24 protein-coding genes are annotated in these 23,562 nt (G+C 71.3%); 20 read left to right on the top strand and 4 right to left on the bottom strand.

Annotation, left to right across the window (positions count from 1 at the left end; all coding sequences use genetic code 11):
• Positions 1-117: 117 nt before the first annotated feature.
• The 5 genes from recA to dapF all read left to right on the top strand — a co-directional run bounded on the left by recA (position 118) and on the right by dapF (position 5,506).
• Positions 118-1,170 (top strand): recombinase RecA, encoded by a 1,053-nt coding sequence (gene recA, locus NQ165_RS10185; RefSeq protein ID WP_257533211.1) that lies wholly within the window; start codon positions 118-120, stop codon positions 1,168-1,170.
• Positions 1,170-2,021 (top strand): regulatory protein RecX, encoded by an 852-nt coding sequence (locus NQ165_RS10180; protein WP_257533210.1) that lies wholly within the window; start codon positions 1,170-1,172, stop codon positions 2,019-2,021. The genes recA and NQ165_RS10180 overlap by 1 nt, the downstream gene beginning before the upstream one ends.
• A 79-nt stretch (positions 2,022-2,100) precedes the next feature.
• Entirely contained in the window at positions 2,101-3,651 is a 1,551-nt protein-coding gene (gene miaB / locus NQ165_RS10175; RefSeq protein ID WP_257533208.1) for a tRNA (N6-isopentenyl adenosine(37)-C2)-methylthiotransferase MiaB, read from the top strand.
• On the top strand, positions 3,644-4,621 hold the full coding sequence (gene miaA / locus NQ165_RS10170) for a tRNA (adenosine(37)-N6)-dimethylallyltransferase MiaA (protein ID WP_257533207.1): 978 nt from the start codon (positions 3,644-3,646) through the stop codon (positions 4,619-4,621). The genes miaB and miaA overlap by 8 nt, the downstream gene beginning before the upstream one ends.
• 9 nt (positions 4,622-4,630) lie before the next feature.
• Complete coding sequence (gene dapF / locus NQ165_RS10165; protein WP_257533204.1) at positions 4,631-5,506, top strand: diaminopimelate epimerase; 876 nt, start codon at positions 4,631-4,633, stop codon at positions 5,504-5,506.
• Between the two features lie 17 nt (positions 5,507-5,523).
• On the opposite strand, the gene NQ165_RS10160 is transcribed toward dapF, so the two are convergent.
• Entirely contained in the window at positions 5,524-6,165 is a 642-nt protein-coding gene (locus tag NQ165_RS10160) for a class I SAM-dependent methyltransferase (protein WP_257533202.1), read from the bottom strand.
• Between the two features lie 83 nt (positions 6,166-6,248).
• Here NQ165_RS10160 and hflX point away from each other — a divergent pair, with 83 nt between their 5' ends.
• The gene (gene hflX, locus NQ165_RS10155; RefSeq protein ID WP_257533201.1) at positions 6,249-7,802 is read left to right on the top strand and encodes a GTPase HflX; all 1,554 of its coding nucleotides are present in this window, start codon (positions 6,249-6,251) and stop codon (positions 7,800-7,802) included.
• 41 nt (positions 7,803-7,843) lie between these two features.
• Here hflX and NQ165_RS10150 read toward each other — a convergent pair whose 3' ends face one another.
• Positions 7,844-9,760, bottom strand: coding sequence for a prolyl oligopeptidase family serine peptidase (locus NQ165_RS10150; RefSeq protein ID WP_257533199.1), 1,917 nt, complete (start codon positions 9,758-9,760; stop codon positions 7,844-7,846).
• A 200-nt stretch (positions 9,761-9,960) separates the two neighbouring features.
• On the opposite strand from NQ165_RS10150, the gene NQ165_RS10145 reads away from it, so the two are divergent.
• Together NQ165_RS10145 and metE are read left to right on the top strand one after the other, a co-directional pair.
• Positions 9,961-10,920: a methylenetetrahydrofolate reductase gene (locus tag NQ165_RS10145; protein WP_257533197.1), complete on the top strand. Its 960-nt coding sequence runs from the start codon at positions 9,961-9,963 to the stop codon at positions 10,918-10,920.
• Positions 10,917-13,244 (top strand): 5-methyltetrahydropteroyltriglutamate--homocysteine S-methyltransferase, encoded by a 2,328-nt coding sequence (gene metE / locus NQ165_RS10140; protein ID WP_257533195.1) that lies wholly within the window; start codon positions 10,917-10,919, stop codon positions 13,242-13,244. Before NQ165_RS10145 ends, metE begins: the two co-directional genes overlap by 4 nt.
• 82 nt (positions 13,245-13,326) lie before the next feature.
• Here the strand turns inward: metE and lexA are convergent, their stop codons facing one another.
• Positions 13,327-14,019 (bottom strand): transcriptional repressor LexA, encoded by a 693-nt coding sequence (lexA, locus tag NQ165_RS10135; RefSeq protein ID WP_257533193.1) that lies wholly within the window; start codon positions 14,017-14,019, stop codon positions 13,327-13,329.
• Between the two features lie 254 nt (positions 14,020-14,273).
• Between lexA and NQ165_RS10130 the strand changes: the two genes are divergently transcribed.
• The 6 genes from NQ165_RS10130 (at position 14,274) to NQ165_RS10105 (ending at position 18,631) form a co-directional block, all read left to right on the top strand.
• A complete protein-coding gene (locus tag NQ165_RS10130) occupies positions 14,274-14,633 on the top strand; it encodes a LysM peptidoglycan-binding domain-containing protein (RefSeq protein ID WP_257533191.1) in 360 nt (119 codons plus the stop codon).
• 65 nt (positions 14,634-14,698) lie between these two features.
• Complete coding sequence (locus tag NQ165_RS10125; RefSeq protein WP_257638266.1) at positions 14,699-15,793, top strand: histidinol-phosphate transaminase; 1,095 nt, start codon at positions 14,699-14,701, stop codon at positions 15,791-15,793.
• A complete protein-coding gene (hisB, locus tag NQ165_RS10120) occupies positions 15,790-16,401 on the top strand; it encodes an imidazoleglycerol-phosphate dehydratase HisB (protein ID WP_257533186.1) in 612 nt (203 codons plus the stop codon). Before NQ165_RS10125 ends, hisB begins: the two co-directional genes overlap by 4 nt.
• On the top strand, positions 16,398-17,054 hold the full coding sequence (hisH, locus tag NQ165_RS10115; RefSeq protein WP_257533184.1) for an imidazole glycerol phosphate synthase subunit HisH: 657 nt from the start codon (positions 16,398-16,400) through the stop codon (positions 17,052-17,054). The genes hisB and hisH overlap by 4 nt, the downstream gene beginning before the upstream one ends.
• Positions 17,055-17,106: 52 nt before the next feature.
• Positions 17,107-17,862, top strand: coding sequence for a bifunctional 1-(5-phosphoribosyl)-5-((5-phosphoribosylamino)methylideneamino)imidazole-4-carboxamide isomerase/phosphoribosylanthranilate isomerase PriA (gene priA, locus NQ165_RS10110; RefSeq protein ID WP_257533182.1), 756 nt, complete (start codon positions 17,107-17,109; stop codon positions 17,860-17,862).
• Positions 17,846-18,631 carry an SseB family protein gene (locus tag NQ165_RS10105; RefSeq protein WP_257533180.1) on the top strand — a complete coding sequence of 262 codons (786 nt, stop codon included), beginning with the start codon at positions 17,846-17,848 and terminating at the stop codon, positions 18,629-18,631. Before priA ends, NQ165_RS10105 begins: the two co-directional genes overlap by 17 nt.
• A gap of 52 nt (positions 18,632-18,683) precedes the next feature.
• On the opposite strand, the gene NQ165_RS10100 is transcribed toward NQ165_RS10105, so the two are convergent.
• Entirely contained in the window at positions 18,684-19,103 is a 420-nt protein-coding gene (locus tag NQ165_RS10100) for a DUF1844 domain-containing protein (protein ID WP_374679358.1), read from the bottom strand.
• 258 nt (positions 19,104-19,361) lie between these two features.
• Between NQ165_RS10100 and infC the strand changes: the two genes are divergently transcribed.
• From infC to NQ165_RS10070, 6 genes are all read left to right on the top strand, one after another.
• Positions 19,362-20,003 carry a translation initiation factor IF-3 gene (gene infC / locus NQ165_RS10095; protein ID WP_257533292.1) on the top strand — a complete coding sequence of 214 codons (642 nt, stop codon included), beginning with the start codon at positions 19,362-19,364 and terminating at the stop codon, positions 20,001-20,003.
• Between the two features lie 70 nt (positions 20,004-20,073).
• A complete protein-coding gene (gene rpmI / locus NQ165_RS10090) occupies positions 20,074-20,268 on the top strand; it encodes a 50S ribosomal protein L35 (protein WP_257517405.1) in 195 nt (64 codons plus the stop codon).
• A gap of 30 nt (positions 20,269-20,298) precedes the next feature.
• Positions 20,299-20,679, top strand: a complete 381-nt coding sequence (gene rplT, locus NQ165_RS10085; protein ID WP_257533178.1) for a 50S ribosomal protein L20 — start codon at positions 20,299-20,301, stop codon at positions 20,677-20,679.
• Between the two features lie 107 nt (positions 20,680-20,786).
• Positions 20,787-21,587 carry an RNA methyltransferase gene (locus NQ165_RS10080; RefSeq protein ID WP_257533176.1) on the top strand — a complete coding sequence of 267 codons (801 nt, stop codon included), beginning with the start codon at positions 20,787-20,789 and terminating at the stop codon, positions 21,585-21,587.
• A 131-nt stretch (positions 21,588-21,718) separates the two neighbouring features.
• On the top strand, positions 21,719-22,513 hold the full coding sequence (locus NQ165_RS10075) for an amino acid ABC transporter ATP-binding protein (protein ID WP_257533174.1): 795 nt from the start codon (positions 21,719-21,721) through the stop codon (positions 22,511-22,513).
• A 59-nt stretch (positions 22,514-22,572) separates the two neighbouring features.
• On the top strand, positions 22,573-23,472 hold the full coding sequence (locus NQ165_RS10070; protein ID WP_257533172.1) for a glutamate ABC transporter substrate-binding protein: 900 nt from the start codon (positions 22,573-22,575) through the stop codon (positions 23,470-23,472).
• The last annotated feature ends 90 nt before the right edge of the window (positions 23,473-23,562 follow it).

Raw genomic sequence — 23,562 nt, 5'->3', positions numbered from 1 at the left:
CCCTCCGTAGCGTGGAACACGTCATCGCACACCACACGCCTTGTCGCAGCATCCTCCCCTCCGGGGCGGAGCGCGGCAGCCTACAGGCGACCGACCGCGAGCAGAAAAGAGCACGTCATGCCATCACCCGCTGACCGCGAGAAGGCCCTCGAATCGGCCCTCTCCCAGATCGACCGGCAGTTCGGAAAGGGCTCCGTCATGCGGCTGGGCAGCGACGACCGCGCACCGGTCGCCGTCATCCCCACCGGCTCCATCGCCCTCGACGTCGCCCTCGGCGTGGGTGGACTGCCTCGCGGCCGCATCATCGAGATCTACGGCCCGGAGTCGTCGGGTAAGACGACCCTGACGCTGCACGCCATCGCCAACGCTCAGCGTGCGGGCGGCATCGCCGCCTTCATCGACGCGGAGCACGCGCTCGACCCCGACTACGCGCAGAAGCTCGGCGTCGACATCGACCAGCTGCTGGTCTCCCAGCCCGACACCGGCGAGCAGGCGCTCGAGATCGCCGACATGCTCGTGCGCTCGGGCGCCATCGACCTCGTCGTGATCGACTCGGTCGCCGCGCTGGTGCCGAAGGCCGAGATCGAAGGCGAGATGGGCGACTCGCACGTCGGCCTGCAGGCACGACTGATGTCGCAGGCGCTGCGCAAGCTCACGGGTGGTCTCAACCAGACCAACACCACGATGATCTTCATCAACCAGCTGCGCGAGAAGATCGGCGTGTTCTTCGGCTCGCCCGAGACCACCGCCGGCGGCAAGGCGCTGAAGTTCTACGCGTCGGTGCGGTTGGACATCCGGCGCATCGAGACGCTCAAGGACGGCACCGACGCGGTGGGAAACCGTACCCGCGTCAAGGTGGTCAAGAACAAGATGGCTCCGCCGTTCAAGCAGGCCGAGTTCGACATCCTGTACGGCACGGGGATCTCCCGCGAGGGAAGTCTCATCGACTTCGGTGTCGAGCACGCGATCGTCAAGAAGTCCGGTGCCTGGTACACCTACGAGGGTGACCAGCTCGGTCAGGGCAAGGAGAACGCGCGCAACTTCCTGCTGCGCAACCCCGACATGGCCCTGGACATCGAGACGAAGATCAAGCAGAAGCTCGGCATCGGACAGCCCAAGGCCGTCGAAGAGCCGGCGTCCGACGAGCTCGCGGCACGCCGCCCGGCCTGATGGTCCGTTTCGAGAGCGACGGGGGCGTCCCGGAGGACGCCGAAGGGGTCGCCCCCGTCATCCCGCTGTTCGGCGCGCACCGCCCGTCGCGTCACCCGGCCGGCTCGGCGATGCCGACGGCGATCGGCGCACGGGCCGGGCGGGAGCCGCGCGCCGCGGCGGCGTCGACCGACGCGGGTCTCTCGGTGGTCGGCGATCCGGCGGGCGCCGCTGCAGACCACGAGGTGAGCGCGCCGATCGACCTCGTGCCGCGGTGGCGCTCGACCTGGCACGACGGGGGACCCGGCGGTGCCCGGGAACGGCGCTTCGCGGCCGAGCGCCCGGACGACGCCCGCGATGACGCGCAGCCCGATCCGGCGGAGCGGGTGGCCGCGGCAGAGCGGATGCTCCTGAAGAAGCTGCGCACCCGGCAGTTGTCCGTGTCCGAGGCGCGCACCGCTCTGGTGTCGCAGGAGCTCCCCGCCGACGAGATCGAGCAGCTCCTCGACGATTGCCTGCGTCGTGGCTACCTCGATGACGAGCGACTGGCGGAACAGCTCATCCACACCGGCACCGAGCGCAAGGGGCAGGGCCGGCGGGCGATCGCGCAGACGCTCTCAGCCCGCGGCATCCCGCGCGAGGTCGTCGATGCGGCGCTGAGCGAGCAGCCCGACGACGACGCCGAGCGTGCGCTCGAGTTCGCGCGCACCAAGGCGCGCCAGCTGGCTCATGTCGACGACGACACCGCGCTGCGCAGGCTCATGGGCCAGCTGGCCCGTCGCGGCTACCCCGGCTCCGTCGCCGCGACGGCGGCGCGGGCGGCGATCGCGGAGAATCGTTCGGGTGGTGGCGGCGGCGTCCGCTTCCGCTGATCCCTCCGCTCCGTGGCAGCAGCACAGGGTGCGGACTGCCCGGCTCGCGCTCGGCGCGGGAACCTACAATGAACAGATCATGAGCTCGCCCTCCGCCGCCCCCACACTCATCGCGCCGTCACCCGCCGCACACACGGCCGACGGTCGTCCCCGCACGTACGAGGTGCGCACGTTCGGCTGTCAGATGAACGTGCACGACTCCGAGCGGCTGTCGGGTTCGCTGGAGAGCGCCGGCTACGTGCGTGCCGAGGATGGCGGCGAAGCCGATGTCGTCGTGATCAACACCTGCGCCGTGCGCGACAACGCCGCAGGCAAGCTGTACGGCACGCTCGGACACTTGAAGTCCCGCAAGGACAAGCACGAGGGCATGCAGATCGCCGTCGGCGGCTGCCTTGCGCAGATGGACAAGGAGACCGTGCAGCGCAAGGCCCCCTGGGTCGATGTCGTCTTCGGCACGCACAATATGGGCTCGCTGCCGAGCCTGCTCGAGCGTGCCAGGCACAACGGCGAGGCCGAGCTCGAGATCCTCGAGTCGCTCGAAGTGTTCCCCTCCACCTTGCCGACCAAGCGCGACGCCGTGCACAGCGGGTGGGTCTCCATCTCGGTGGGCTGCAACAACACCTGCACGTTCTGCATCGTCCCGAGCCTGCGCGGCAAGGAGAAGGACCGCAGGCCAGGGGACATCCTCAACGAGATCCGCCTGCTCGTCGATGACGGCGCGATCGAGGTGACGCTGCTCGGACAGAACGTCAATTCGTACGGCGTGGAGTTCGGCGACCGCCAGGCGTTCGGCAAGCTGCTGCGCGCGGCGGGAGAGATCCCGGGGCTCGAGCGCATCCGCTTCACCAGCCCTCACCCCGCCGCCTTCACCGACGACGTCATCGCTGCCATGGCCGAGACCCCCGCGGTCATGCCGCAGCTGCACATGCCGCTGCAGTCGGGCAGCGATCGCGTCCTGAAGGCCATGCGGCGGTCCTACCGTTCGGAGCGTTTCCTCGGGATTCTCGACCGGGTGCGCGAGCGGATGCCGCACGCGGCGATCTCCACGGACATCATCGTGGGCTTCCCGGGCGAGACCGACGAGGACTTCGAGGACACCATGCGCGTCGTCGAGCAGGCGCGCTTCGCCAGCGCGTTCACCTTCCAGTACTCCATCCGCGAGGGCACCCCGGCCGCCACCATGCCCGACCAGGTGCCGAAGCACGTCGTGCAGGAGCGCTACGACCGGCTCATCGCACTGCAGGAGCGCATCAGCCTCGAGGAGAACCAGGCGCAGGTCGGGCGCGAGGTGCACGTGCTGGTGTCCACCGGCGAGGGCAAGAAGGACGCCGCGACGCATCGGCTCACCGGTCGTGCCGAGGACAACCGCCTCGTGCACTTCGAGGTGACTGCGCAGTCGCAGACACCGCGTCCGGGCGACGTCGTGTCGGTCGTCATCACGCACGCTGCGCCCTTCCACCTGCTCGCCGACGCTCCCGACGGGGCGCCGCTGCGCATCCGCCGCACCCGCGCCGGCGACGCGTGGGACCGCGCGCAGGCGGAGTCGTGCGCCGTACCCGCGCCGGCCGGCGAGAACGGCGCGCCCCGAGCGATATCGCTGGGACTGCCCACGCTGCGCGTCGGTGTCTGACCCGTCTGCTCCGGCCCTGTGGGCGGTCATCGGCGCCACCGGCACCGGCAAGACCGCCCTCTCGCTCGACCTCGTCGAGGCTCTTGCCGCACGCGGCCGTCCGGCGGAGATCGTCAACGCCGATGCCATGCAGCTGTACCGAGGCATGGACATCGGCACCGCGAAACTCCCCGTCGCGGAGAGGCGCGGCATCCCGCATCACCTGTTCGACGTGCTGGAGCCGGCCGAGGATGCGGCTGTCGCGTGGTACCAGGACGCTGCGCGTGCCGCCGTCACCGCCATCCACGGCAGGGGCGCCGACGCGATCCTGGTGGGCGGTTCAGGCCTGTATGTCTCCAGCGTCCTCTACGACTTCCGCTTTCCGCCGCGTGACCCCGCCGTGCGCGCACGGTTGGAGCGCGAGCTCGACGAGACCGGACCCGGCGCACTGTACGCCCGGCTGCGCGACATCGACCCGCTGACCGCCGAACGGGTTGATCCCCGCAACGGCCGACGTATCGTGCGCGCGCTCGAGGTGCTGGAACAGGGCGAGGCGACCCACGGCGCGGCCCTGCCGGAGACCCCCGTCCTGTGGCACGAGCCGACGCGCATCGTCGGCGTGCAGATGCCGCGCGACGAGCTGGTGGCCAGGCTCGATGCGCGGGTGGAGGCCATGTGGCGCGACGGCCTGGTGGGTGAGGTGGCGGCGCTGCGCGCTGCGGGCCTCGAAGACGGTGTGACCGCCCGGCGCGCCATCGGCTACGCGCAGGCTCTCGGGCAGTTGGACGGAGACCTCGCCGAGGCGGAGGCGATCGCGCAGACGCAGGCGCTGACCCGGCGGTACGCCCGGCGGCAGGTGTCGTGGTTCCGTCGCTATGCCGACGTCACCTGGGTCGGTCCCGACGCCGACGCCGCCGCGCTGGAAGAATCCCCCGGCTGGGCTTCGCCGACGATCGACCGGGGCGGAGGGGCCGGCACGGGCCTCGAATAGACTGGCCGGATGCCGCAGACCCTCCCGTTCACCAAAGGCCACGGCACCGGCAACGACTTCGTGATCATCGCCGACCCCGATGGCGCCCTGGACCTTTCCGACGACCAGGTCGCCGTGCTGTGCGACCGGCGCTTCGGCATCGGCGGCGACGGCATCCTCCGCGTCGTGCGGTCGGCTGCGCTGCCTGCGGGACACCAGGCGGCGGCATCCGGTGCGGAGTGGTTCATGGACTACCGCAACGCCGACGGCTCCATCGCGGAGATGTGCGGCAACGGCGTGCGCGTGTTCACCCGCTACCTCGTCGACACCGGGCTGGCGGCACTGCCCGACGCCGGCCATCTCGACATCGGCACGCGGGCGGGCGTGAAGCGGGTCACCTGGTCGGCGGACGGCTTCGAAGTCGACCTCGGCGTGTGGCGGGCCGAGGACGGCGACGTGCTCGTGCGCGCACGGGGGCTCGATGTGGCCCGCCCTGGCCAGGGGATCGACGTCGGAAACCCGCACGTGGTGGTCGCCCTGCCCACCCGGCGCGAGCTCGAAGGCCTCGACCTCACGGTGCAGCCACTGCTGGACCCGGAGCCCCGCGACGGCGCGAACATCGAGTTCGTCGTCCCCGCCGACCCGCTCGTGCGCGGCGGTGTGGGTGCGATCACGATGCGCGTGTTCGAGCGCGGCGTGGGCGAGACGCTCAGCTGCGGCACCGGTGTGGCCGCCGCGGCCCTCGCGGTGCGGCTGTGGGCGGGCGCTGCGGCGCCCGACGCCTGGCAGGTCGACGTGCCCGGCGGCACGCTGGGCGTGCGGGTGCGCACCGACGACGACGGCGAGCACGTGCTGCTGTCGGGGCCGGCCACGCTGGTGTTCACCGGCGAGGTCACACTCGCCTGACCTGCGCGGCGACCGCCTCAGGGCAGGGAGATCTCCGCCGTCGGCGGGGTCCCGTGTCGCCGCACCTTTAGGACGCGGAAACCCTTGGCCGTGGCAGCCCGGTGCACGCTGTAGCCGTCGGCGAAGGTGGCATCCAGCCACCGCTGCAGCGAATCGGATCCCAGGTTGCGCTGCACGACGAGCCACGCGTCGCTGCGTTCACCGAGCCGGGGGATCCACTGCTGCAGCATGTCGTGCAGCACGCTCTTGCCGACGCGGATCGGCGGGTTGGAGCGGATGGTGCGGAACACGACGTCGTCGGGAACATCTCCCGGCTGCACGGCGTTGATGTTGTCAAGCCCCAATGCCTCCGCGTTGCGGCGAACGAGATCGAGCGCCCGCTCGTTGACGTCGACGGCCCAGACGGTCGCGTGGGGCGCGTCCATGGCCAGCGACAGCGCGATGGGACCCCATCCGCAGCCGAGGTCGAGCAGGTGCCCGCCGGGCGGAGGCGGCGGAGTGTTGGTCAGCAGCACCGCTGTCCCCGAGTCCACATGTCCCGGGCTGAACACCCCGCCCGCAGTCATGACGTCCACGGCGCGGTCGGACAGGGTCACCCGGATGCGACGGAGATCATCGGAACTGGACGGGGAGGCACTGAAGTAGTGATCGTTCCCCATCCTGCGAGCGTAGCGGAGGCCGCGCGCAGCGCGGAAAGCTAGAGTTTGAGGATGCCGCCCCTGCGGTCTCCCGAAAGGAATCCATGACAGACACCACCACACCCGAAAGCCCCGATCACACCCCGGTAGACCCGGTGGACAGGGTGCTGGCGCGCGCTGAGGCGCGCCCGGGAGTGAAGGTCAGCACGTTCGGCGACCGTGCCGACGGTCACCCGCTGGGTGCCGCGCAGGCGCTGCAGGACGCCTCGACCGCCTATGGCGACGGCGACGGCGAGCAGTGGGATCGCGAGGAGCGCGCGGCGCTGCGTCGCGTGCCCGGGCTGTCGACCGAGCTCGAGGACGTCACCGAGGTCGAGTACCGCCAGCTGCGGCTGGAGAACGTCGTCCTCGTCGGCGTCTACCCCCAGGGCTCGCAGGAGGATGCCGAGAACTCGCTGCGCGAGCTGGCGGCCCTCTCCGAGACGGCCGGTGCGGTCGTGCTCGACGGCGTGCTGCAGCGGCGCCCCCACCCCGACCCGGCGACCTACGTCGGCCGGGGCAAGGCGCAGGAGCTGCGTGACATCGTCGCCGCGGTCGGCGCCGACACCGTCATCGCCGACACCGAGCTGGCGCCCAGCCAGCGCCGTGCCCTGGAAGACGTCGTGAAGGTCAAGGTGATCGACCGTACGACGGTGATCCTCGACATCTTCAGCCAGCACGCCAAGAGCCGCGAGGGCAAGGCGCAGGTCGAACTCGCGCAGCTCGAGTACCTGCTGCCGCGCCTGCGCGGCTGGGGCGATTCGATGAGCCGCCAGGCCGGTGGCCAGGTGGGCGCCGGCGGCGCCGGCATGGGCTCGCGCGGACCCGGTGAGACGAAGATCGAGCTCGACCGTCGGCGCATCCGCACCCGCATGGCGCAGCTGCGCCGGCAGATCCGCGACTTCGGCCCTGCGCGCGACGCGAAGCGCGCAGAGCGCAAGCGCAACACGATCCCTTCCGTCGCGATCGCCGGGTACACCAACGCCGGCAAGTCGAGCCTGCTCAACCGGCTCACGAGCGCGGGCGTGCTCGTCGAGAACGCGCTGTTCGCGACGCTGGACGCCACCGTGCGCCGGTCGGAGACGGCTGACGGTCGCGTGTACACCCTCACCGACACCGTCGGCTTCGTGCGCAACCTGCCGCACCAGCTCGTCGAGGCGTTCCGCTCCACGCTCGAGGAGGTGTCGGGCTCCGACGTCATCCTGCACGTGGTGGATGCCTCGCACCCCGACCCCGCCAGCCAGATCGCCACGGTCCGTGACGTGATCGGCGACGTGGGCGCGCGCGACATCCGCGAGATCGTCGTGTTCAACAAGGCCGACCTCGTCGACGACGACACCCGTCTCGTGCTGCGCGGACTCGTGCCCGACGCCCTCTTCGTCTCCTCGCGCACCGGCGAGGGCGTGGACGAACTGCGCACCGTCGTCGAAGCGGCTCTGCCGCTGCCGGCGGTCGAAGTGCACGCGCTCGTTCCCTACGACCGGGGCGACCTCGTCTCGGCCGCGCACGAGACCGGCCACATCGTCGCGCAGTCGCACGAGGAGGAGGGCACCGCCCTGCACGCGCACGTGTCGCCGCGACTGGCCGCCGAGCTGGAGCGGTTCCGCACCGACGCCTGACCTGAGGAGTGGGGGCCCGCCGTGATGGCGGCCCCCACTTGTCAGTCCGCCCGCGTCAGCTCGAGCGGCGGGACACCCGGGGTGGCGAACCCGAACACCTGCCCGAGGAACGCGAGCTCGGACTCGAGCGCATGCACCACGGTCTCCGCACGCCGGAACCCATGGCCCTCGCCCTCGTAGAGGACGTAGGCGTGGGGGATGCCGCGGGAGGCGAGCGCGTCGCGTATCGCCTCGGACTGCGACGGGGGCACCACCTCGTCCTCGGCGCCCTGCAGCAGCAGCACCGGCACGCGGAAGCGATCCGACCGGCTCAGCGGCGACCGCTCGACGTACACCGCCTCGGCCTCCGGGAGCGGGCCGATCAGTCCGTCGAGGTAACGCGCCTCGAAGTCGTGCGTGTCCTCGGCGAGGGTGCGGGCATCGCCGACGCCGTAGCGGGAGATGCCCGCCGAGAACACATCGGTGCCCACGAGCGCCGACAGCACCGTCCACCCGCCGGCCGAACCGCCGGCGATCGCCAGGCGCGCGGCATCCGCCCGCCCGGCGTCGGCCAGGCCCTGGGCTGCGGCAGCCACATCGTCGACGTCGACGACGCCCCACTGGCCGCGCAGGCGTTCGCGGTACGCGCGGCCATAGCCGCTGGAGCCGCCGTAGTTGACATCGAGCACGCCGATCCCTCGGCTGGTGAGGTAGGCGATCCTGCCCGATGCGGCGGCGGCGACGTGGGCGGTGGGCCCGCCGTGCACGAACACCACGTAGGGCGGCAGCTCCCCGTCGGGGGCGACGACACCGGGGTGGGTGGGCGGGTAGTCGAACGCGTGCACCGGGCCGTGCGGGCCCTCCACCGTCACCGCGCGGGGGATCGGGGTCCACTCCGGCGCCCAGGCGGGCTCGCCGCCGACGAGCGCCTGCGCGGCGGCCGGCTCGTCGACGTCGACGAGCCACAGTCCGGCGGGGGTGTCGATGCCGGCTCCGGTCAGCAGCACGCGCGTCCCGGCGACGTCCTCGACCGACACGCCCGCCGTCAGCGGCAGACCGAGACTCTGCGCGGCGCCGTGCGCATCGATGAGCACGACGTCGTCGCCGCCGTGCGTGCGCACCGCCACGATGCGCCCATCGGGCAACGGCGCGAACCAGCGCTGACCGAGCACCCACACCGGTCCGCCGGTGTCGGCGTCGGCCGGGGCGACCGGCTGGGCGGGGGCGTCGTCGAGCACGTCGCGTCGCCACAGGTTCCAGCGGCCGGTGGGGTCGTCGCTGAAGAGCAGGTGCCGCTCATCGGTCCACACCGGCTGCAGCGGTGAGGTCTCGCCGTCGGTCAGCACCACGGGCCGCACCGCGACGCCGGCCTCCATCTCCGCGACATACAGTCGGGCGCGGTCCCACGGCATGTCGGGGTGATTCCAGCCGACCCAGGCGAGATGGCGGCGATCGGGGCTGAGCGCAGGATGCACGACGAAGTCGCTGCCCCCGGCGAGCTCGATCACCGCGCCGCCGTCCACGGGGATCGCGACGATCGCGCGTCGCGGGACCCCGGGTGCGGTGTGGTCCTCGCGCACCGCGAGCAGGGTGCCGGCCTGCCAGCTCAGCCCGCCGTGACGCACATCGCCGTCGGCCGGGGTCAGGGGCTCGGGGTCGGCGCCGGGGCGCACCGCGTAGACACGCTGATCGGTCTTCTCCACGAAGTAGAGGGTGCCCTCAGGGGAGGCCGTCCAAGCTCCGCCGCCGTACTCGTGCACCCGCGAGCGTGCGTTCCAGGGCGCCGGCAGCACGTCGGCCGCCGTCCCGTCGGCCCGCCGCCGGCGCACGGCCGTGCGGCCGCCTTCCGCGGGGAGCGTCACCCCCCACCACACCTCGTCGCCGACGAAGCGCGCGCCCTCCAGGCGCGGCGCCGCGCCCGAGACCTGCTCGGCCGTGAGCGGGGATGGCCAGGAACCGTACGGGAGAACGTCCACCATGCGCACAACGTTACGCGGGGACACAGTGCGTCACATCCGTCGCGCACGCACGGGAGCGTCGCTACCGTGGCCCCATCGTCGCCGGCTCCCCGAGCGCGGCAGGAGCGACAGCCGAGCCCGGCACCCGCCCGCGAGAAACGCACGCTGTGCGTGGATGCGGCCGTCCGGGCCGCATTCCCGGAACCTCCGAGGACGCCCCCATGAGCCTGTCGCCCGACGCGAGCGCACCGACCGTGCCGTTCTCGTTCGAGCTGTATCCGCCGCGCTCCGCCGCCGCCGCCGGCCACCTGCGCGAGACCATCGCACGCCTGGCGGCCGCGGGTCCCCGTTTCCTGTCGGTGACGTACGGGGCGGGGGGATCGACCGGCGGAGACTCCCTCGAGGTGCTGCGCCACATCCGCCGCACGACCGCCGTCGAGCCCCTGGCCCATCTCACCTGCGTGGGCAACACCTACGCCGGGGCCGCGGCACTCATCCGCGAGTTCCTCGACGCCGACATCACGAGCTTCCTCGCGCTGCGCGGCGACCCGCCCGCGGGGGCGGCCGAGGGCGACCGTTTCCTGGGCGACCTCGAGAGCGCGGCACAACTCGTGCAGCTCATCGACCGGGTGCAGGCCGAGCACGCCCCGTACACCGAACATGCGATCCCGGGACTGCCGGGTGCAGCGCGCGTCGCGCCGCGCCCGCGCGCGCACATCGCCGTCGCGGCCTTTCCGATGGGGCACCCGCGGTCTCGCCACGCCGGTCAGCACCTCGACGCGCTGCTGGCCAAGCAGGCCGCCGGGGCCACGCTGGCGATCACGCAGCTGTTCTTCCACCCCGACGTCTACCTCGCCTTCGTCGACCGGGCGCGCGCGGCCGGGGTGACGATTCCGTTGCTGCCCGGCATCATGCCGATCACCTCGCCCGCACGCCTGCGTCGCGTGCTGGAGCTGACGGGCGAGGACCTGCCGTCTGAGCTGGCCATCGCGCTCGAGGTCGAGCCGTCGGCCGCAGGCCAGCGCGACATCGGCATCGCAGCGGCCGCCGATCTCGCCCGCGCCGTCGTCGCCGGCGGCGCCCCCGGCGTGCACCTCTACGCCTTCAACGACCACGAGACCGTCCTGTCCGTCCTCCGCGAGGGCGGCATCCTCACCCCACACAAGGAGACCGCATCATGACCGACGCCACGTTCCCCGCCGGTACGATCCTCGGCTACCCGCGCATCGGCCCGCGCCGCGAGCTCAAGCGCGCCGTCGAGGCGCACTGGGCCGGCGATCTGGATCTCGAAGGGCTCGAGCAGGTGGCTGCCGACCTGCGTCGGCGCACCCGCCGGCGCCTCGCAGCGCTCGGGCTGGGGGCCGGGGACTCCGCCATCCCCGACACCTTCTCGTTCTACGACCAGGTGCTCGACGCCGCCGCGACGGTGGGCGCGCTGCCGCAGCGGTTCGCCGACCTCCGTGCCGCGGACGGGACGATCCCGTTGACGGCGTACTTCACAGCGGCACGCGGCGACCGGGAGCGTGCGCCGCTGGAGATGACGAAGTGGTTCGACACCAACTACCACTACCTCGTGCCCGAGATCGGTCCCGAGACGCGGTTCGCGCTGTCGAGCGACCGCTTCGCGCGCCAGGTCGCCGAAGCGCGTGCCGACGGGGTGGTCGTCCGGCCCGTGATCGTGGGCCCGGTGACGCTGCTGGCCCTGGCCAAGGCGACGGATGCCGCGCCCGAGGGCTTCGACCCGCTCTCGCGCCTGGACGAGCTGCTGCCGGTGTACCGCGCGCTTCTCGCCGCCATGCGCGCGGCGGGCGCGGAGTGGGTGCAGCTGGACGAGCCGGCGCTGGTGAGCGAGAGCCTGCCGGCGTCGCCTGCCGCCCTCGCCGAAGCCGCGGCCCGCGCCTATGCGCTGCTCGGCGACGCCGCCGACCGTCCCGCCGTGCTTGTCGCCGCCGGCTACGGCCGGCTGTCGGCCGAGGCGTGGCGGGCGCTCGCCGCGGCTCCGATCGAGGCGGTGGCGCTCGACCTGCACCGGGGCGGCGTGCCGGAGCCCGCCCCCGGCCTCGACGGCAAGACGCTGGTGGGTGGCGTCATCGACGGCCGCAACGTGTGGCGCGGCGACCTCGCCGCCGCCTGGGAGCGACTCGACGCGCTGCGCGCCCTCGGTGCCCGCGCCGTCGCCGCAGGCACCTCGACCTCGTTGCAGCATGTGCCGCACGACGTCGCGGATGAGCCCGACCTCGATCCCCGCCTGGTGTCCTGGCTCGCCTTCGCCGACCAGAAGGTGCAGCAGGTCGCCACGCTCGCCACGGGGCTGCAGGTCGGGCGCGAGGGCATCGCCGACGAGCTGGCGGCGGCATCCGCTGCGCTCGCCGACCGGCACGCCGCCCCCGGCGTGCGCGACGGGGCGGTCCGGCCGCGAGCAGCGGCGCTGAGTCCCGACGACTACTCGCGGGCCGCAGCCGCCACGCGGGAATCCGCGCAGCGTGAGCTCGGACTCCCCGTGCTGCCGACGACGACGATCGGCTCCTTCCCGCAGACCGGCGACATCCGCCGTGCCCGCGCCGCCGCTGCGCGTGGAGAACTGACCGCCGCGCAGTACGACGGCTTCCTGCGCGACGAGATCCGCCGGGTGATCGAGCTGCAGGAGCGCCTGGGGCTGGACGTGCTGGTGCACGGCGAGGCGGAGCGCAACGACATGGTGCAGTACTTCGCCGAGAACCTCGACGGCTTCGCGGTCACCCGCAACGGCTGGGTGCAGTCCTACGGATCGCGGGCCACCCGCCCGTCGATCCTGTGGGGCGACGTCTCTCGGCCGGCCCCCATCACCGTGGGGTGGTCGGCCTACGCCCAGAGCCTCACCGCGGCTCCGGTGAAGGGGATGCTGACGGGGCCGGTGACCATTCTGGCGTGGTCGTTCGTGCGCGACGATCAGCCGCTGGGCGAGACCGCGGACCAGGTGGCGCTCGCCCTCCGCGATGAGATCGCCGACCTCGAGGCGGCCGGCATCCGCATCATCCAGGTGGACGAGCCCGCCCTGCGCGAGCTGCTGCCGCTGAAGAGCGCCGACCAGCCGCACTACCTGGAGTGGTCGGTCGGTGCGTTCCGTCTCGCCACCGCGGGCGCCGTCCCCGCCACCCAGGTGCACACGCACCTGTGCTATTCGGAGTTCGCCGTCGTCATCGATGCGATCGCTGCGCTGGACGCCGATGTCACCTCCATCGAAGCGGCCCGCAGCCGTGGCGAGGTGATCGGCGACATCCGCTCCTCGGGCTTCGCGCGCGGCGTCGGGCCAGGCGTGTACGACATCCACTCGCCCCGGGTGCCGTCCGTCGACGAGATCGCGGGCCTCCTGCGGCGCGCCGTCACCGAGCTGCCGATCGGCCAGGTGTGGGTCAACCCCGACTGCGGACTGAAGACCCGCGGCTATGCCGAGACGGTCGCGTCGCTGGAGAACCTCGTCTCGGCCGCGCGCGCGGTGCGCGAGGAGGTGGCGGTGCGGGCCTGACCTCCCGGCGGGGACGCACGAGGGGATGCCGCGGCAGTGCGGCATCCCCTCGTCATGTCACGCGGCGTACGCGCGGTCGCGGCTACACCGCGCGCAGCACCGCCACCACCTTGCCCAGCACGACCGACTCGTCGCCCAGGATCGGCTCGAACGCGCTGTTGCGCGGCAGCAGCCACGTGTGACCGTCGCGCTGGCGGAACGTCTTGACCGTCGCCTCGCCGTCGAGCATCGCCGCGACGATGTCGCCGTTGTCGGCTGTGGGCTGCGAGCGGACGACCACCCAGTCGCCGTCGCAGATCGCGGCATCGATCATCGATTCGCCGCTGACCTTCAGCATGAACAGGTCACCCTTGCCCACCAGCTGGCGCGGCAGCGGGAAGATCTCCTCCACCTGCTGGTCGGCGGTGATCGGCACGCCCGCGGCGATGCGGCCGACGAGCGGCACGAGCGCGGCGTCGCCGACGCTGGGCGCGGCATCGGCAGGATTCTCGGCGGCAGAGCCGGGCAGGTCGATCAGCACCTCCATGGCGCGCGTCTTGCCGGGGTCGCGCCGGAGGTATCCGCTCAGCTCGAGCTGATTGAGCTGATGGGTCACGCTCGACAGCGATTTGAGTCCCACCGCGTCGCCGATCTCCCTCATGCTCGGCGGGTAGCCATGCCGTGCGATCGAGCGCTGGATGACCTCGAGGATCGCCAGCTGCTTCTCGCTGAGGCTCTTGCGCCGCCGCGTCTGCGGCTTGTCCCGCTCGCGGCCGGCCGGTGTCGCGTCGGTCATCGAGCCTTCTCCCGTCTCGCCGCGCGAGGCAGCGTCTTCGAATGTCGGAGGTCCGTGATGGGGTGCTCCTATCGAAACCGTATCCGGTGCCGGATGCCGCGGCGCAGAGGTCCACGCGTGTCGCGTGCGATTCGATATCCGACCGGTCCCGTGCTTGACACCCTAGAACATCGAAGATAACTTCGGAAAAGAACTTCGCATCCGGCCTTCCTGGCCGAAGGTCGGATGCGAAGATCGCCACAGAGGAGGACTCCATGACCACCATCCAGCTCGCCGGACCGACGTCGTCCGCCACGCGGCTGCGGCTCACCGCCCGCGGTCGCCGGGTGTTCACCGGTCTCGCCGCCCTCCCCATCGTCATCGCCGTCGGCGCCGCCGCCCTCAGTGGGGGAGGTGCACTCGCCAGCGGGGACCGCTCCGCTCCGGCCGGCTCGTTCCAGATGGTCACCGTCGCTGCGGGCGAATCGCTGTGGTCGATCGCCGAAGAGGTCGCGCCCCAGGCCGACCCGCGCGACGTCATCCACGAGATCGTGCGGCTGAACGCCCTCGAGTCCTCCGTGGTCGCCGCCGGTCAGCGACTGTCCATCCCCTGGGAGTACACCGCCGCGCCGTGAGGCCGGGTGCGAGGGCGATACGTTCCGACCTGGGGCCGAGCCCACTGATGGCCGGGCTGGCTAGCATGGGAGGGGTGATCCCGAGTCTCAACGACCTCCCCCTCCGCGACGATCTGCGCGGCCAGACGCCGTACGGCGCTCCGCAGGCGGCACTCCCCGTCGCTCTGAACGTCAACGAGAACACGCATCCGGTTCCCGACGAGGTCGCGGGCGACATCCTCGACGCCGTCGCTCGTGCGCTGCGCGACGTGAACCGTTACCCCGACCGCGAGTTCACGGCGCTGCGCGAGGCCTTCGCCGAGTACCTCGGCCACGGCCTGTCCCGCGACCAGATCTGGGCGGCGAACGGCTCGAACGAGGTGCTGCAGCATGTGCTGCAGGCGTTCGCCGGTCCCGGCCGCACCGCGTTCTCCTTCGCGCCGACCTACTCGATGTACCCGCTGTTGACGCGGGGGACGGGAGCCACCTGGGTCGCCGGTCACCGCGCGCACGACTTCACCCTCGCTCCCGACGACGCGGCATCGCAGGTCGCGGAGGCGGCGCCCGACGTGGTCTTCCTCTGCGCGCCGAACAACCCCACCGGAACGCCGCTGTCACTCGACGTGGTCGAGGCGGTCTACGAGGCCACAGCCGGTGTCGTGATCGTCGATGAGGCGTACGTCGAGTTCGCCCCACGCGACGCGCGGTCGGCGGTGACGCTGATGCCGGGGCGCGAGCGGCTCGTGGTGTCCCGCACCATGAGCAAGGCCTTCGCCTTCGCCGGAGCGCGGGTGGGATACCTCGCAGCCGATCCCGCGCTGATCGACGCCCTGCGGCTGGTGCGGCTGCCGTACCACCTCAGCGCACTCACTCAGGCGGCCGCCACCGCCGCGCTGCGGCACGCGCCGGTCATGCTGGGCATGGTCGACGAGATCGTCTCCCAGCGCGACCGCATCTCGGCGACCCTGGAGGCGCTGGGATACGAGCCCCACGAGTCGTGGACGAACTTCGTGCTGTTCGGCGGCGTCGCCGACCCCGCCGCCACGTGGCAGGCGCTCTACGACAGGGGAGTGCTCATCCGCGACGTCGGCATCCCGCACCACCTCCGGGTGACGGCGGGGACCGAGCAGGAGACGACCGCGTTCCTCGACGCGCTGGCGTCGATAGACTCGGGGTCATGACCCGTCCCGAGGCGCGCACCGCGTCTGTGCGCCGCGCCACCAGCGAATCGTCCGTCGAGCTCGACCTCGACCTCGACGGCACCGGTCGCAGCCACATCGACACGAGCGTGCCCTTCTTCGACCACCTGCTGACCGCCTTCGCGAAGCACTCGCTGACCGACCTCACGGTGCGGGCCTCCGGCGACACCGACATCGACGCGCACCACACCGTCGAGGACGTCGCGATCGTGCTCGGCCAGGCGATCCGCGAAGCACTGGGCGACAAGAGCGGGATCTCCCGCTACGGCGACGCGCTGGTGCCTCTGGACGAGGCGTTGGCTCAGGCCGTCGTCGACATCAGCGGCCGGCCCTACCTCGTGCACACGGGGGAGCCCGCCGGCTACGAGTTCCACCTGATCGGCGGCCACTTCACGGGCTCGCTCGTGCGTCACACGTTCGAGGCGATCACCTTCCACGCCGGAATGACCGTGCACGTCAGGGTGCTGGGAGGTCGCGATCCGCATCACATCGCCGAGGCGGAGTACAAGGCGTTCGCGCGAGCGTTCCGCCAGGCCAAGGCCCTCGACCCGCTCGTGCAGGGCATCCCCAGCACGAAGGGCGCTCTGTGAGCGAGGCCGCCCGGCCTCTCGTTGCGGTGCTCGACTACGGATCGGGCAACGTCCACTCCGCGGTGAAGGCGCTCGTCGCCGCCGGGGCCGATGCACGGCTCACGGCTGACCGCGGACTCATCCGCGACGCCGACGGGCTCGTCGTCCCGGGGGTGGGTGCCTTCCGCGCCGTGATGGACGCGCTGCGTGCCAGCCGTGCCGATGAGCTCATCGACCGGCGACTGGCCGGGGGACTGCCGGTGCTGGGCATCTGCGTGGGCATGCAGGTGATGTTCGAGCACGGCGTCGAGCGCGGCGAGGACACCGCCGGCCTGGGTGAATGGCCCGGCGCCGTCACCGAGCTCGACGCCCCGATCCTGCCGCACATGGGCTGGAACACCGTCGAGCCCGGCGAGGGGTCGGTGCTCTTCCGCGGGCTCGAGCAGGAGCGGTTCTACTTCGTGCACTCCTACGCCGCGCAGTCGTGGGAGCTCGACGTCATCCCGCCGTTCCCCGCGCCGGCCCTCACCTGGAGCCGTCACGGTGCGCCGTTCCTCGCCGCCGTCGAGAACGGGCCGCTCTCGGCCACCCAGTTCCACCCGGAGAAGTCCGGCGAAGCCGGCATCCGTCTGCTGTCCAATTGGATCGGCGCGCTGCGCCCGACTACTGTCTGACATCGTGCCTGCGCGGCCTGACGCTGCGCATCCCGAGCCCGCACCTGGAGCCATGAACGATTTCGCGTCCACCCCTGAGCTGATCCTCCTCCCCGCCGTCGACGTCGCCGCCGGCAAGGCCGTGCGCCTGACGCAGGGCGAGGCGGGTTCCGAGACGACCTACGGCGACCCCGTCGACGCCGCGATGGCCTGGGCCCGGCAGGGGGCGCAGTGGATCCACCTCGTCGACCTGGATGCGGCGTTCGGTCGCGGCAACAACACGGCGGTGCTGCGCAAGGTCATCAAGCAGGTGCGCAACGTCAAGGGCGTGCAGGTGGAGCTCTCCGGCGGCATCCGCGATGACCGCTCGCTCGAGGCCGCGCTCGAAAGCGGAGCGAGCCGCATCAACCTCGGCACCGCGGCGCTGGAGAACCCCGAATGGGCCGCCGACGTCATCGCGCGCTACGGCGACGCGATCGCGGTCGGGCTGGATGTGCGCGGCACGACGCTCGCCGCCCGGGGCTGGACCCGCGACGGCGGAGACCTGTGGGAGGTGCTCGACCGCCTCGAAGCGGCCGGCTGCACCCGTTACGTGCTCACCGACGTCACCAAGGACGGCACTCTGCGCGGCCCGAACCTCGAGCTGCTGCGCGAATTCGCCTCCCGCACCCCGAAGCCGGTCGTGGCATCCGGAGGCATCTCGAGCCTCGACGACATCGCCGCACTGCGCGAGCTCGTGCCGCTGGGGGTGGAGGGCGCCATCGTGGGCAAGGCCCTCTATGCCGAGGCGTTCACCCTGGCCGAGGCGCTGGATGTCGCCGGCTTCTGAGGACCACTGCGGCAACACCGCCGACTCCGCCGGGGTCGCGTGGGAGGGACGCAGCTTCCAATCCAACCCGCACGCCGGGGATGACGGGTCCGCCGACCCGGCACTGCTGGCGGCGCTCCTCGCGTTCCGGGCGGGCGAGGGCGACCAGGTCGCCGTGGTCGACGCCTATCGGCAGGCGAGGCTGCTGATCCCGCTCGTGGCGGAGAAGGGCGACGAGGGGGTCGGTCCGACCGGGCTCGCCGTCGACAAGACGCAGGAGCTCTCGATCGTCACCGTCGCCGCGCCCGATGGACGCAGCGTGCTGCCCGTGTTCACCTCGGTGCAGGCGATGCAGCGGTGGGATGCCACCGCCCGTCCCGTACCCGCCGACGGCATGCGCACCGCGCTCGCGGCGGCCCATGACGACACCGACCTCATCGTGATCGACCCCACGTCCGAGACGGAGTTCGTGCTGCGCCGTCCCGCCGTGTGGGCGATCGGTCAGGGGCAGCCCTGGGAGCCGAGCTTCGCGTCGCCGGAGGTGTACCGCGGGCTGCAGGAGAGCGTCGGGGGAGAGCTCGCCGTGCTCGACCTGTCGGTGGAGCCGGGCGATCCCGATGCCCGGCTTCGCGGGCCGGAGCTGGTGGTGCGGCTGCAGCTGATGTCGGGCCTGGACCAAGCCGAGCTCGATGCCGTGCTGCAGCGCCTTGCCGCGCACTGGGCGGCCGACAACCGCATCGCGGTGCTGGTCGACTCGCTGACTGTGAAACTGCTGCGCGCACCGGAATGAGCGTGCCCGGCGCCGAGTGAGCGTCCGTGACGGACACCCACCCGGCAGCGGGTCAGGTGACGGGGCCGGTCAGCTTCTCGCCGGGGCCCTTGCCGATCGGGTCGGGGATCACCGACGCCTCGCGGAACGCCAGCTGCAGCGAACGCAGTCCGTCTCGCAGCGAGCGGGCATGCATGTCGCTGATCTCGGGGGCGCCGGCGGTGATGAGACCTGCCAGGGCGTTGATCAGCTTGCGCGCCTCGTCGAGGTCCTGCTGCGTCTCGGGGTCGTCGGCGAGGCCGACTTTCACGGCGGCGGCGCTCATCAGGTGCACGGCGGCGGTCGTGATCACCTCGACGGCGGGCACATCCGCGATGTCGCGCGTGGCGGCGCTCGCCGCGCGGTCCTGCTCGTCCCAGCGGGCCTGGGTCTCGGCGTCCGGAGCGCTCGCGTGCGCCGTGGAATCGGCCTGGCCATCGGGAATCGTGTTCACATCGCACTTTCTGCTAGACTTTCGCGGGCACCGGGGGTTCAACCCCGGATCGAAAGAGGATCACATCCCACCCGCGCTTGCCGCTCCAGGCTACCGGGTCCACGCACTCCGCTCCGTTTCCACGGGGTAGCTAGGGTGCACAAGCCGGCGCAGGTGCGCTGTGCGGGTGGAACGTGCGAATCTTCCGCCCGCGAGGGACCGTTTGATGACGGGCCGTCGCGGTGGCCGAACCCATTCGCTACGTAAGAGGAGCTCCGCATCAGCGATCCCCGCACCAACGACCGCATCCGCGTCCCCGAGGTCCGCCTCGTCGGACCCGCGGGTGAGCAGGTCGGCGTCGTCCGCATCGAGGTGGCGCTGCGCCTGGCACAGGAGGCCGAACTCGACCTGGTCGAGGTGGCCCCGAACTCGAAGCCCCCCGTGGTCAAGATCATGGACTACGGCAAGTTCAAGTACGAGGCGGCGCAGAAGGCCAAGGAAGCGCGGCGCAATCAGGCGAACACCGTCCTCAAGGAGGTCCGGTTCCGTCTGAAGATCGAGGCGCACGACTACATCACCAAGCTCAAGCGCGCCGAGGGCTTCCTGCAGGCCGGCGACAAGGTGAAGGCCATGATCCTGTTCCGCGGCCGCGAGCAGTCGCGCCCCGAGCAGGGTGTGCGTCTGCTGCGCAAGTTCGCCGAGGACGTCGCGGAGTACGGCACCGTCGAGTCGAGCCCGACCATCGACGGCCGCAACATGGTCATGGTCGTGGCCCCGCACAAGAACAAGTCCGAGGTCAAGACGGAGCAGAACGCCCAGCGCACGGCCAACAAGGAAGCCGCACGCCAGGCCCGCTCCGGCGACGGCCAGGCAGCGGATGCCGCAAGCGGAGACGACTCCGCCGCACAGCCGGCCGAATAGGCCCCACAGACCCCCGCACCGCGGGATACCGACTCCCGCCTGCGCGGGACCAGCAACGAAGGAAGAAGAGATGCCGAAGCAGAAGACCCATTCGGGTGCCAAGAAGCGCTTCAAGGTCACCGGAAGCGGCAAGCTCATGAAGCAGCAGGCCGGCATGCGCCACAACCTCGAGGGCAAGGCGAGCCGCCGCACCCGTCGCCTGAACCAGGAGCAGGTCCTGGCCCCGGGTGACGCGAAGGTCGCCAAGAAGCTGCTCGGTCTCTGAGCTCCCCCGCACGTTAGGAAGTAGAAGAAAATGGCAAGAGTCAAGCGGGCAGTAAACGCCCACAAGAAGCGTCGCGTCATCCTCGAGCGCGCCTCCGGCTACCGGGGTCAGCGTTCGCGCCTGTACCGCAAGGCCAAGGAGCAGGTCACCCACTCGCTGGTCTACGCGTACCGTGACCGTCGCAAGCGCAAGGGTGACTTCCGTCGCCTCTGGATCCAGCGCATCAACGCCGCTGCCCGCCAGAACGGCATCACCTACAACCGCTTCATCCAGGGTCTGGGTCTCGCCGGCGTGCAGGTCGACCGCCGCATGCTCGCCGAGCTGGCCGTGCACGAGCCGGCCACGTTCGCCTCGCTGGTGCAGACGGCCAAGGCTGCGCTGCCCGCCGACGTCAACGCTCCCAAGGCCTGACGCACGCACACCTCACCGCTCTCGCGGTGTCACGAAGGGGCGTCCTCCACGGAGGGCGCCCCTTCGGCGTACCCGGATGCCGGGCATGCGCGCCCTAGGATGGGAGCGTGCTCGAGAATCCGCGTTCGCCTCGTGTGCGTGCCGTCGCCAAGCTGACCAAGCGCAGCGCGCGACAGGAGACCGGACTGTTCCTGCTCGAGGGTCCGCAGGCGGCCCGCGAGGCACTCGCGCACCGGCCGGACGCGCTCGTGGAGCTCTTCGCGACACCGGGCGCTCTGGAGCGCCACTCGGACATCCGTGACGCCGCGGAGGAAGCCGGCGTCGACGTCGTCTTCACCACGGAAGCCGTCATCGATGCGATGGCCGACACGGTCACCCCGCAGGGGCTCGTGGCGGTCGCCCGCCAGTCGCCCACGTCGCTCAAGGACATCTTCGCCGCGGGCCCGCGGCTGATCGCGATCTGCGAGGAGGTGCGCGACCCCGGCAACCTCGGCACCATCATCCGGGCGGCCGACGCCGCCGGGGCGGATGCCGTGATCCTCACCGGCCGCACCGTGGACCTCTACAACCCGAAGGTCGTGCGCGCCACGACCGGCTCGCTCTTCCACGTGCCCGTCGCCGTGGGCGCCGACCTCCAGGCGACGGCGGCCCGGGCGCGCGCCGCCGGCCTGCAGGTGGTCGCGGCGGACGTGGGCGGCGAGGACTTCCTGGCCAGCCGCGCGCTGCTCGCCCGCCCCACGGCGTGGCTTTTCGGCAACGAGGCGCGGGGCCTCGACGAGGAGGCGCGTGCGCACGCCGACCTGGCGCTGCGTCTGCCCATCTACGGTGCCGCCGAGTCGCTCAACCTCGCCACCGCGGCCAGCGTCTGCCTCTACGAGTCGGCGTTCGCCCAACGCGCCGACGACTGACGCGCGCCCTGCCCGGAGGACCGTCCCCGCGGCATCCGCGCACACCGCGCCGCGCGTCGATTATGTTTCAGAACGGTAAAGGTCCGGGCAACCGCCACGGTGGATCCCGGCGGATGAATAAGGTGAGTTCCATGGCGACATCAGATTCGCAGGCTGCCCCGCGCACGTCGAACATCGACGTCCAGCGAGGCGAGCCGCTCGTAGTGATCACCGACGTGCAGAAGCACTACGGCGACTTCCAGGCGCTGAAGGACATCAACCTCACCGTGAACCGCGGCGAGGTCGTCGTGGTCATCGGCCCGTCCGGCTCCGGCAAGTCGACGCTCTGCCGCACGATCAACCGCCTCGAGACCATCACGAGCGGAACGATCACCATCGACGGCAAAGAGCTGCCGAAGGAAGGCAAGGCCCTCGCGGCGTTGCGTGCCGACGTCGGCATGGTGTTCCAGTCGTTCAACCTGTTCTCGCACCTGTCGATCCTCGACAACGTGACGCTCGGCCCGATCAAGGTCAAGGGCATGAAGAAGGCGGATGCCGAGCGCGAGGCGCGCGCCCTGCTCGAGCGGGTGGGGGTGGCCCAGCAGGCCGAGAAGCTTCCCGCCCAGCTGTCAGGCGGGCAGCAGCAGCGGGTCGCCATCGCACGCGCACTCGCGATGAAGCCCAAGGTCATGCTCTTCGACGAGCCCACCAGTGCGCTCGACCCGGAGATGATCAACGAGGTGCTCGACGTCATGGTCGGTCTCGCGCAGGACGGCATGACGATGATCGTCGTGACCCATGAGATGGGGTTCGCGCGCAAGGCGGCTGACCGCGTGGTGTTCATGGCCGACGGGCAGATCGTCGAAGAGGCCACCCCCGACACGTTCTTCACCAACCCGCGCAGCGACCGCGCGAAGGACTTCCTCTCCAAGCTCATCACGCACTGAGACGTCCGCGCCCGTGCACCCGGGCCGGTCACCGAAACCATCGACACCAGGAGGATCACATGCGCAAGACCCGTATGGCCGGCGCCTTCGCCGGCATCGCCATCGCCGCCCTCGCCCTGAGCGGCTGCAACAGCGGCACGCCCGACAACCCGGGTGGCGAAGCCACCGACGGCGAGGACACCACAGCGCTGTGGGAGGTCGCCACCGACGTCTCGCTGGAAGGCAGCCCGACGTACGACCGCATGGTCGAGCGCGACGGCGTCATCATCGGTGTGAAGAACGACCAGCCGGGCCTCGGCTACCAGGATGCGGCCACCAATGAGCGCACCGGCTTCGACATCGACATCGCGCGCTGGATCGCGGCGTCGCTGGGCTTCGACGAGGACCAGATCACCTACGAGACCATCCCCTCCGCCAACCGCGAGCAGGCGATCGTCAACGGCGACATCGACTACTACGTCGGCACCTACTCGATCACCGACAAGCGCAAGGAGCAGATCGACTTCGCCGGTCCGTACTTCCTCACCGGCCAGGGCCTGCTCGTCGCCGCGGACAACGACGACATCACCGGACCGGACGACCTCGCAGGCAAGATCGTCTGCTCGGTGACCGGCTCGACGCCGCTGCAGCGCATCCGCGAGGAGTACAGCCCGGGCGACACCGTCGAGTACGACACCTACTCGCAGTGCATCGAGCAGCTGCTGTCCGGCTCGGTCGACGCCATCACCACCGACGAGGCGATCCTCGCCGGCTACGTGGCGCAGCAGCCCGACGAGCTGAAGATCGCCGGCGAGCCCTTCAGCGAGGAGCGCTACGGCGTGGGCCTGGAGAAGGGCGACACCGTTCTGCTCGACCACATCAACTCCCTCTTCACCGACGGCGGCGACGTGTGGACCGCGCTGTTCGAGGAGCACCTCGCTCCCGCCGGCATCGACGGCGAGCAGCCGGCCGTCGACTGACCCTGAGGTCGGGGGGGGCCCCCGGCCCCCCCCCCCCCCCAACCCCATCGGCCCACACTCAATACCCTGGGGGGGGGAACCCAGCACCCC

This window comes from Microbacterium sp. zg.Y1084 (genome assembly GCF_024623595.1).
Taxonomy (GTDB): domain Bacteria; phylum Actinomycetota; class Actinomycetes; order Actinomycetales; family Microbacteriaceae; genus Microbacterium; species Microbacterium wangruii.
This window is presented reverse-complemented; position numbering and strand designations above follow the sequence as displayed.

What these genes read in the sequence shown, in the direction of transcription:
- NQ165_RS10075 (WP_257533174.1), top strand. Translation starts at nt 21,719, where the DNA reads ATGGCGACATCAGATTCGCAGGCTGCCCCGCGCACGTCGAACATCGAC.
- rpmI (WP_257517405.1), top strand. Translation starts at nt 20,074, where the DNA reads ATGCCGAAGCAGAAGACCCATTCGGGTGCCAAGAAGCGCTTCAAGGTC.
- NQ165_RS10145 (WP_257533197.1), top strand. Translation starts at nt 9,961, where the DNA reads ATGAGCCTGTCGCCCGACGCGAGCGCACCGACCGTGCCGTTCTCGTTC.
- NQ165_RS10125 (WP_257638266.1), top strand. Translation starts at nt 14,699, where the DNA reads ATGGGAGGGGTGATCCCGAGTCTCAACGACCTCCCCCTCCGCGACGAT.
- hisB (WP_257533186.1), top strand. Translation starts at nt 15,790, where the DNA reads ATGACCCGTCCCGAGGCGCGCACCGCGTCTGTGCGCCGCGCCACCAGC.
- NQ165_RS10105 (WP_257533180.1), top strand. Translation starts at nt 17,846, where the DNA reads ATGTCGCCGGCTTCTGAGGACCACTGCGGCAACACCGCCGACTCCGCC.
- NQ165_RS10130 (WP_257533191.1), top strand. Translation starts at nt 14,274, where the DNA reads ATGACCACCATCCAGCTCGCCGGACCGACGTCGTCCGCCACGCGGCTG.
- priA (WP_257533182.1), top strand. Translation starts at nt 17,107, where the DNA reads ATGAACGATTTCGCGTCCACCCCTGAGCTGATCCTCCTCCCCGCCGTC.
- metE (WP_257533195.1), top strand. Translation starts at nt 10,917, where the DNA reads ATGACCGACGCCACGTTCCCCGCCGGTACGATCCTCGGCTACCCGCGC.
- miaB (WP_257533208.1), top strand. Translation starts at nt 2,101, where the DNA reads ATGAGCTCGCCCTCCGCCGCCCCCACACTCATCGCGCCGTCACCCGCC.
- recA (WP_257533211.1), top strand. Translation starts at nt 118, where the DNA reads ATGCCATCACCCGCTGACCGCGAGAAGGCCCTCGAATCGGCCCTCTCC.
- hflX (WP_257533201.1), top strand. Translation starts at nt 6,249, where the DNA reads ATGACAGACACCACCACACCCGAAAGCCCCGATCACACCCCGGTAGAC.
- lexA (WP_257533193.1), bottom strand. Translation starts at nt 14,019, where the DNA reads ATGACCGACGCGACACCGGCCGGCCGCGAGCGGGACAAGCCGCAGACG.
- NQ165_RS10180 (WP_257533210.1), top strand. Translation starts at nt 1,170, where the DNA reads ATGGTCCGTTTCGAGAGCGACGGGGGCGTCCCGGAGGACGCCGAAGGG.
- NQ165_RS10150 (WP_257533199.1), bottom strand. Translation starts at nt 9,760, where the DNA reads ATGGTGGACGTTCTCCCGTACGGTTCCTGGCCATCCCCGCTCACGGCC.
- dapF (WP_257533204.1), top strand. Translation starts at nt 4,631, where the DNA reads ATGCCGCAGACCCTCCCGTTCACCAAAGGCCACGGCACCGGCAACGAC.
- NQ165_RS10160 (WP_257533202.1), bottom strand. Translation starts at nt 6,165, where the DNA reads ATGGGGAACGATCACTACTTCAGTGCCTCCCCGTCCAGTTCCGATGAT.
- rplT (WP_257533178.1), top strand. Translation starts at nt 20,299, where the DNA reads ATGGCAAGAGTCAAGCGGGCAGTAAACGCCCACAAGAAGCGTCGCGTC.
- NQ165_RS10070 (WP_257533172.1), top strand. Translation starts at nt 22,573, where the DNA reads ATGCGCAAGACCCGTATGGCCGGCGCCTTCGCCGGCATCGCCATCGCC.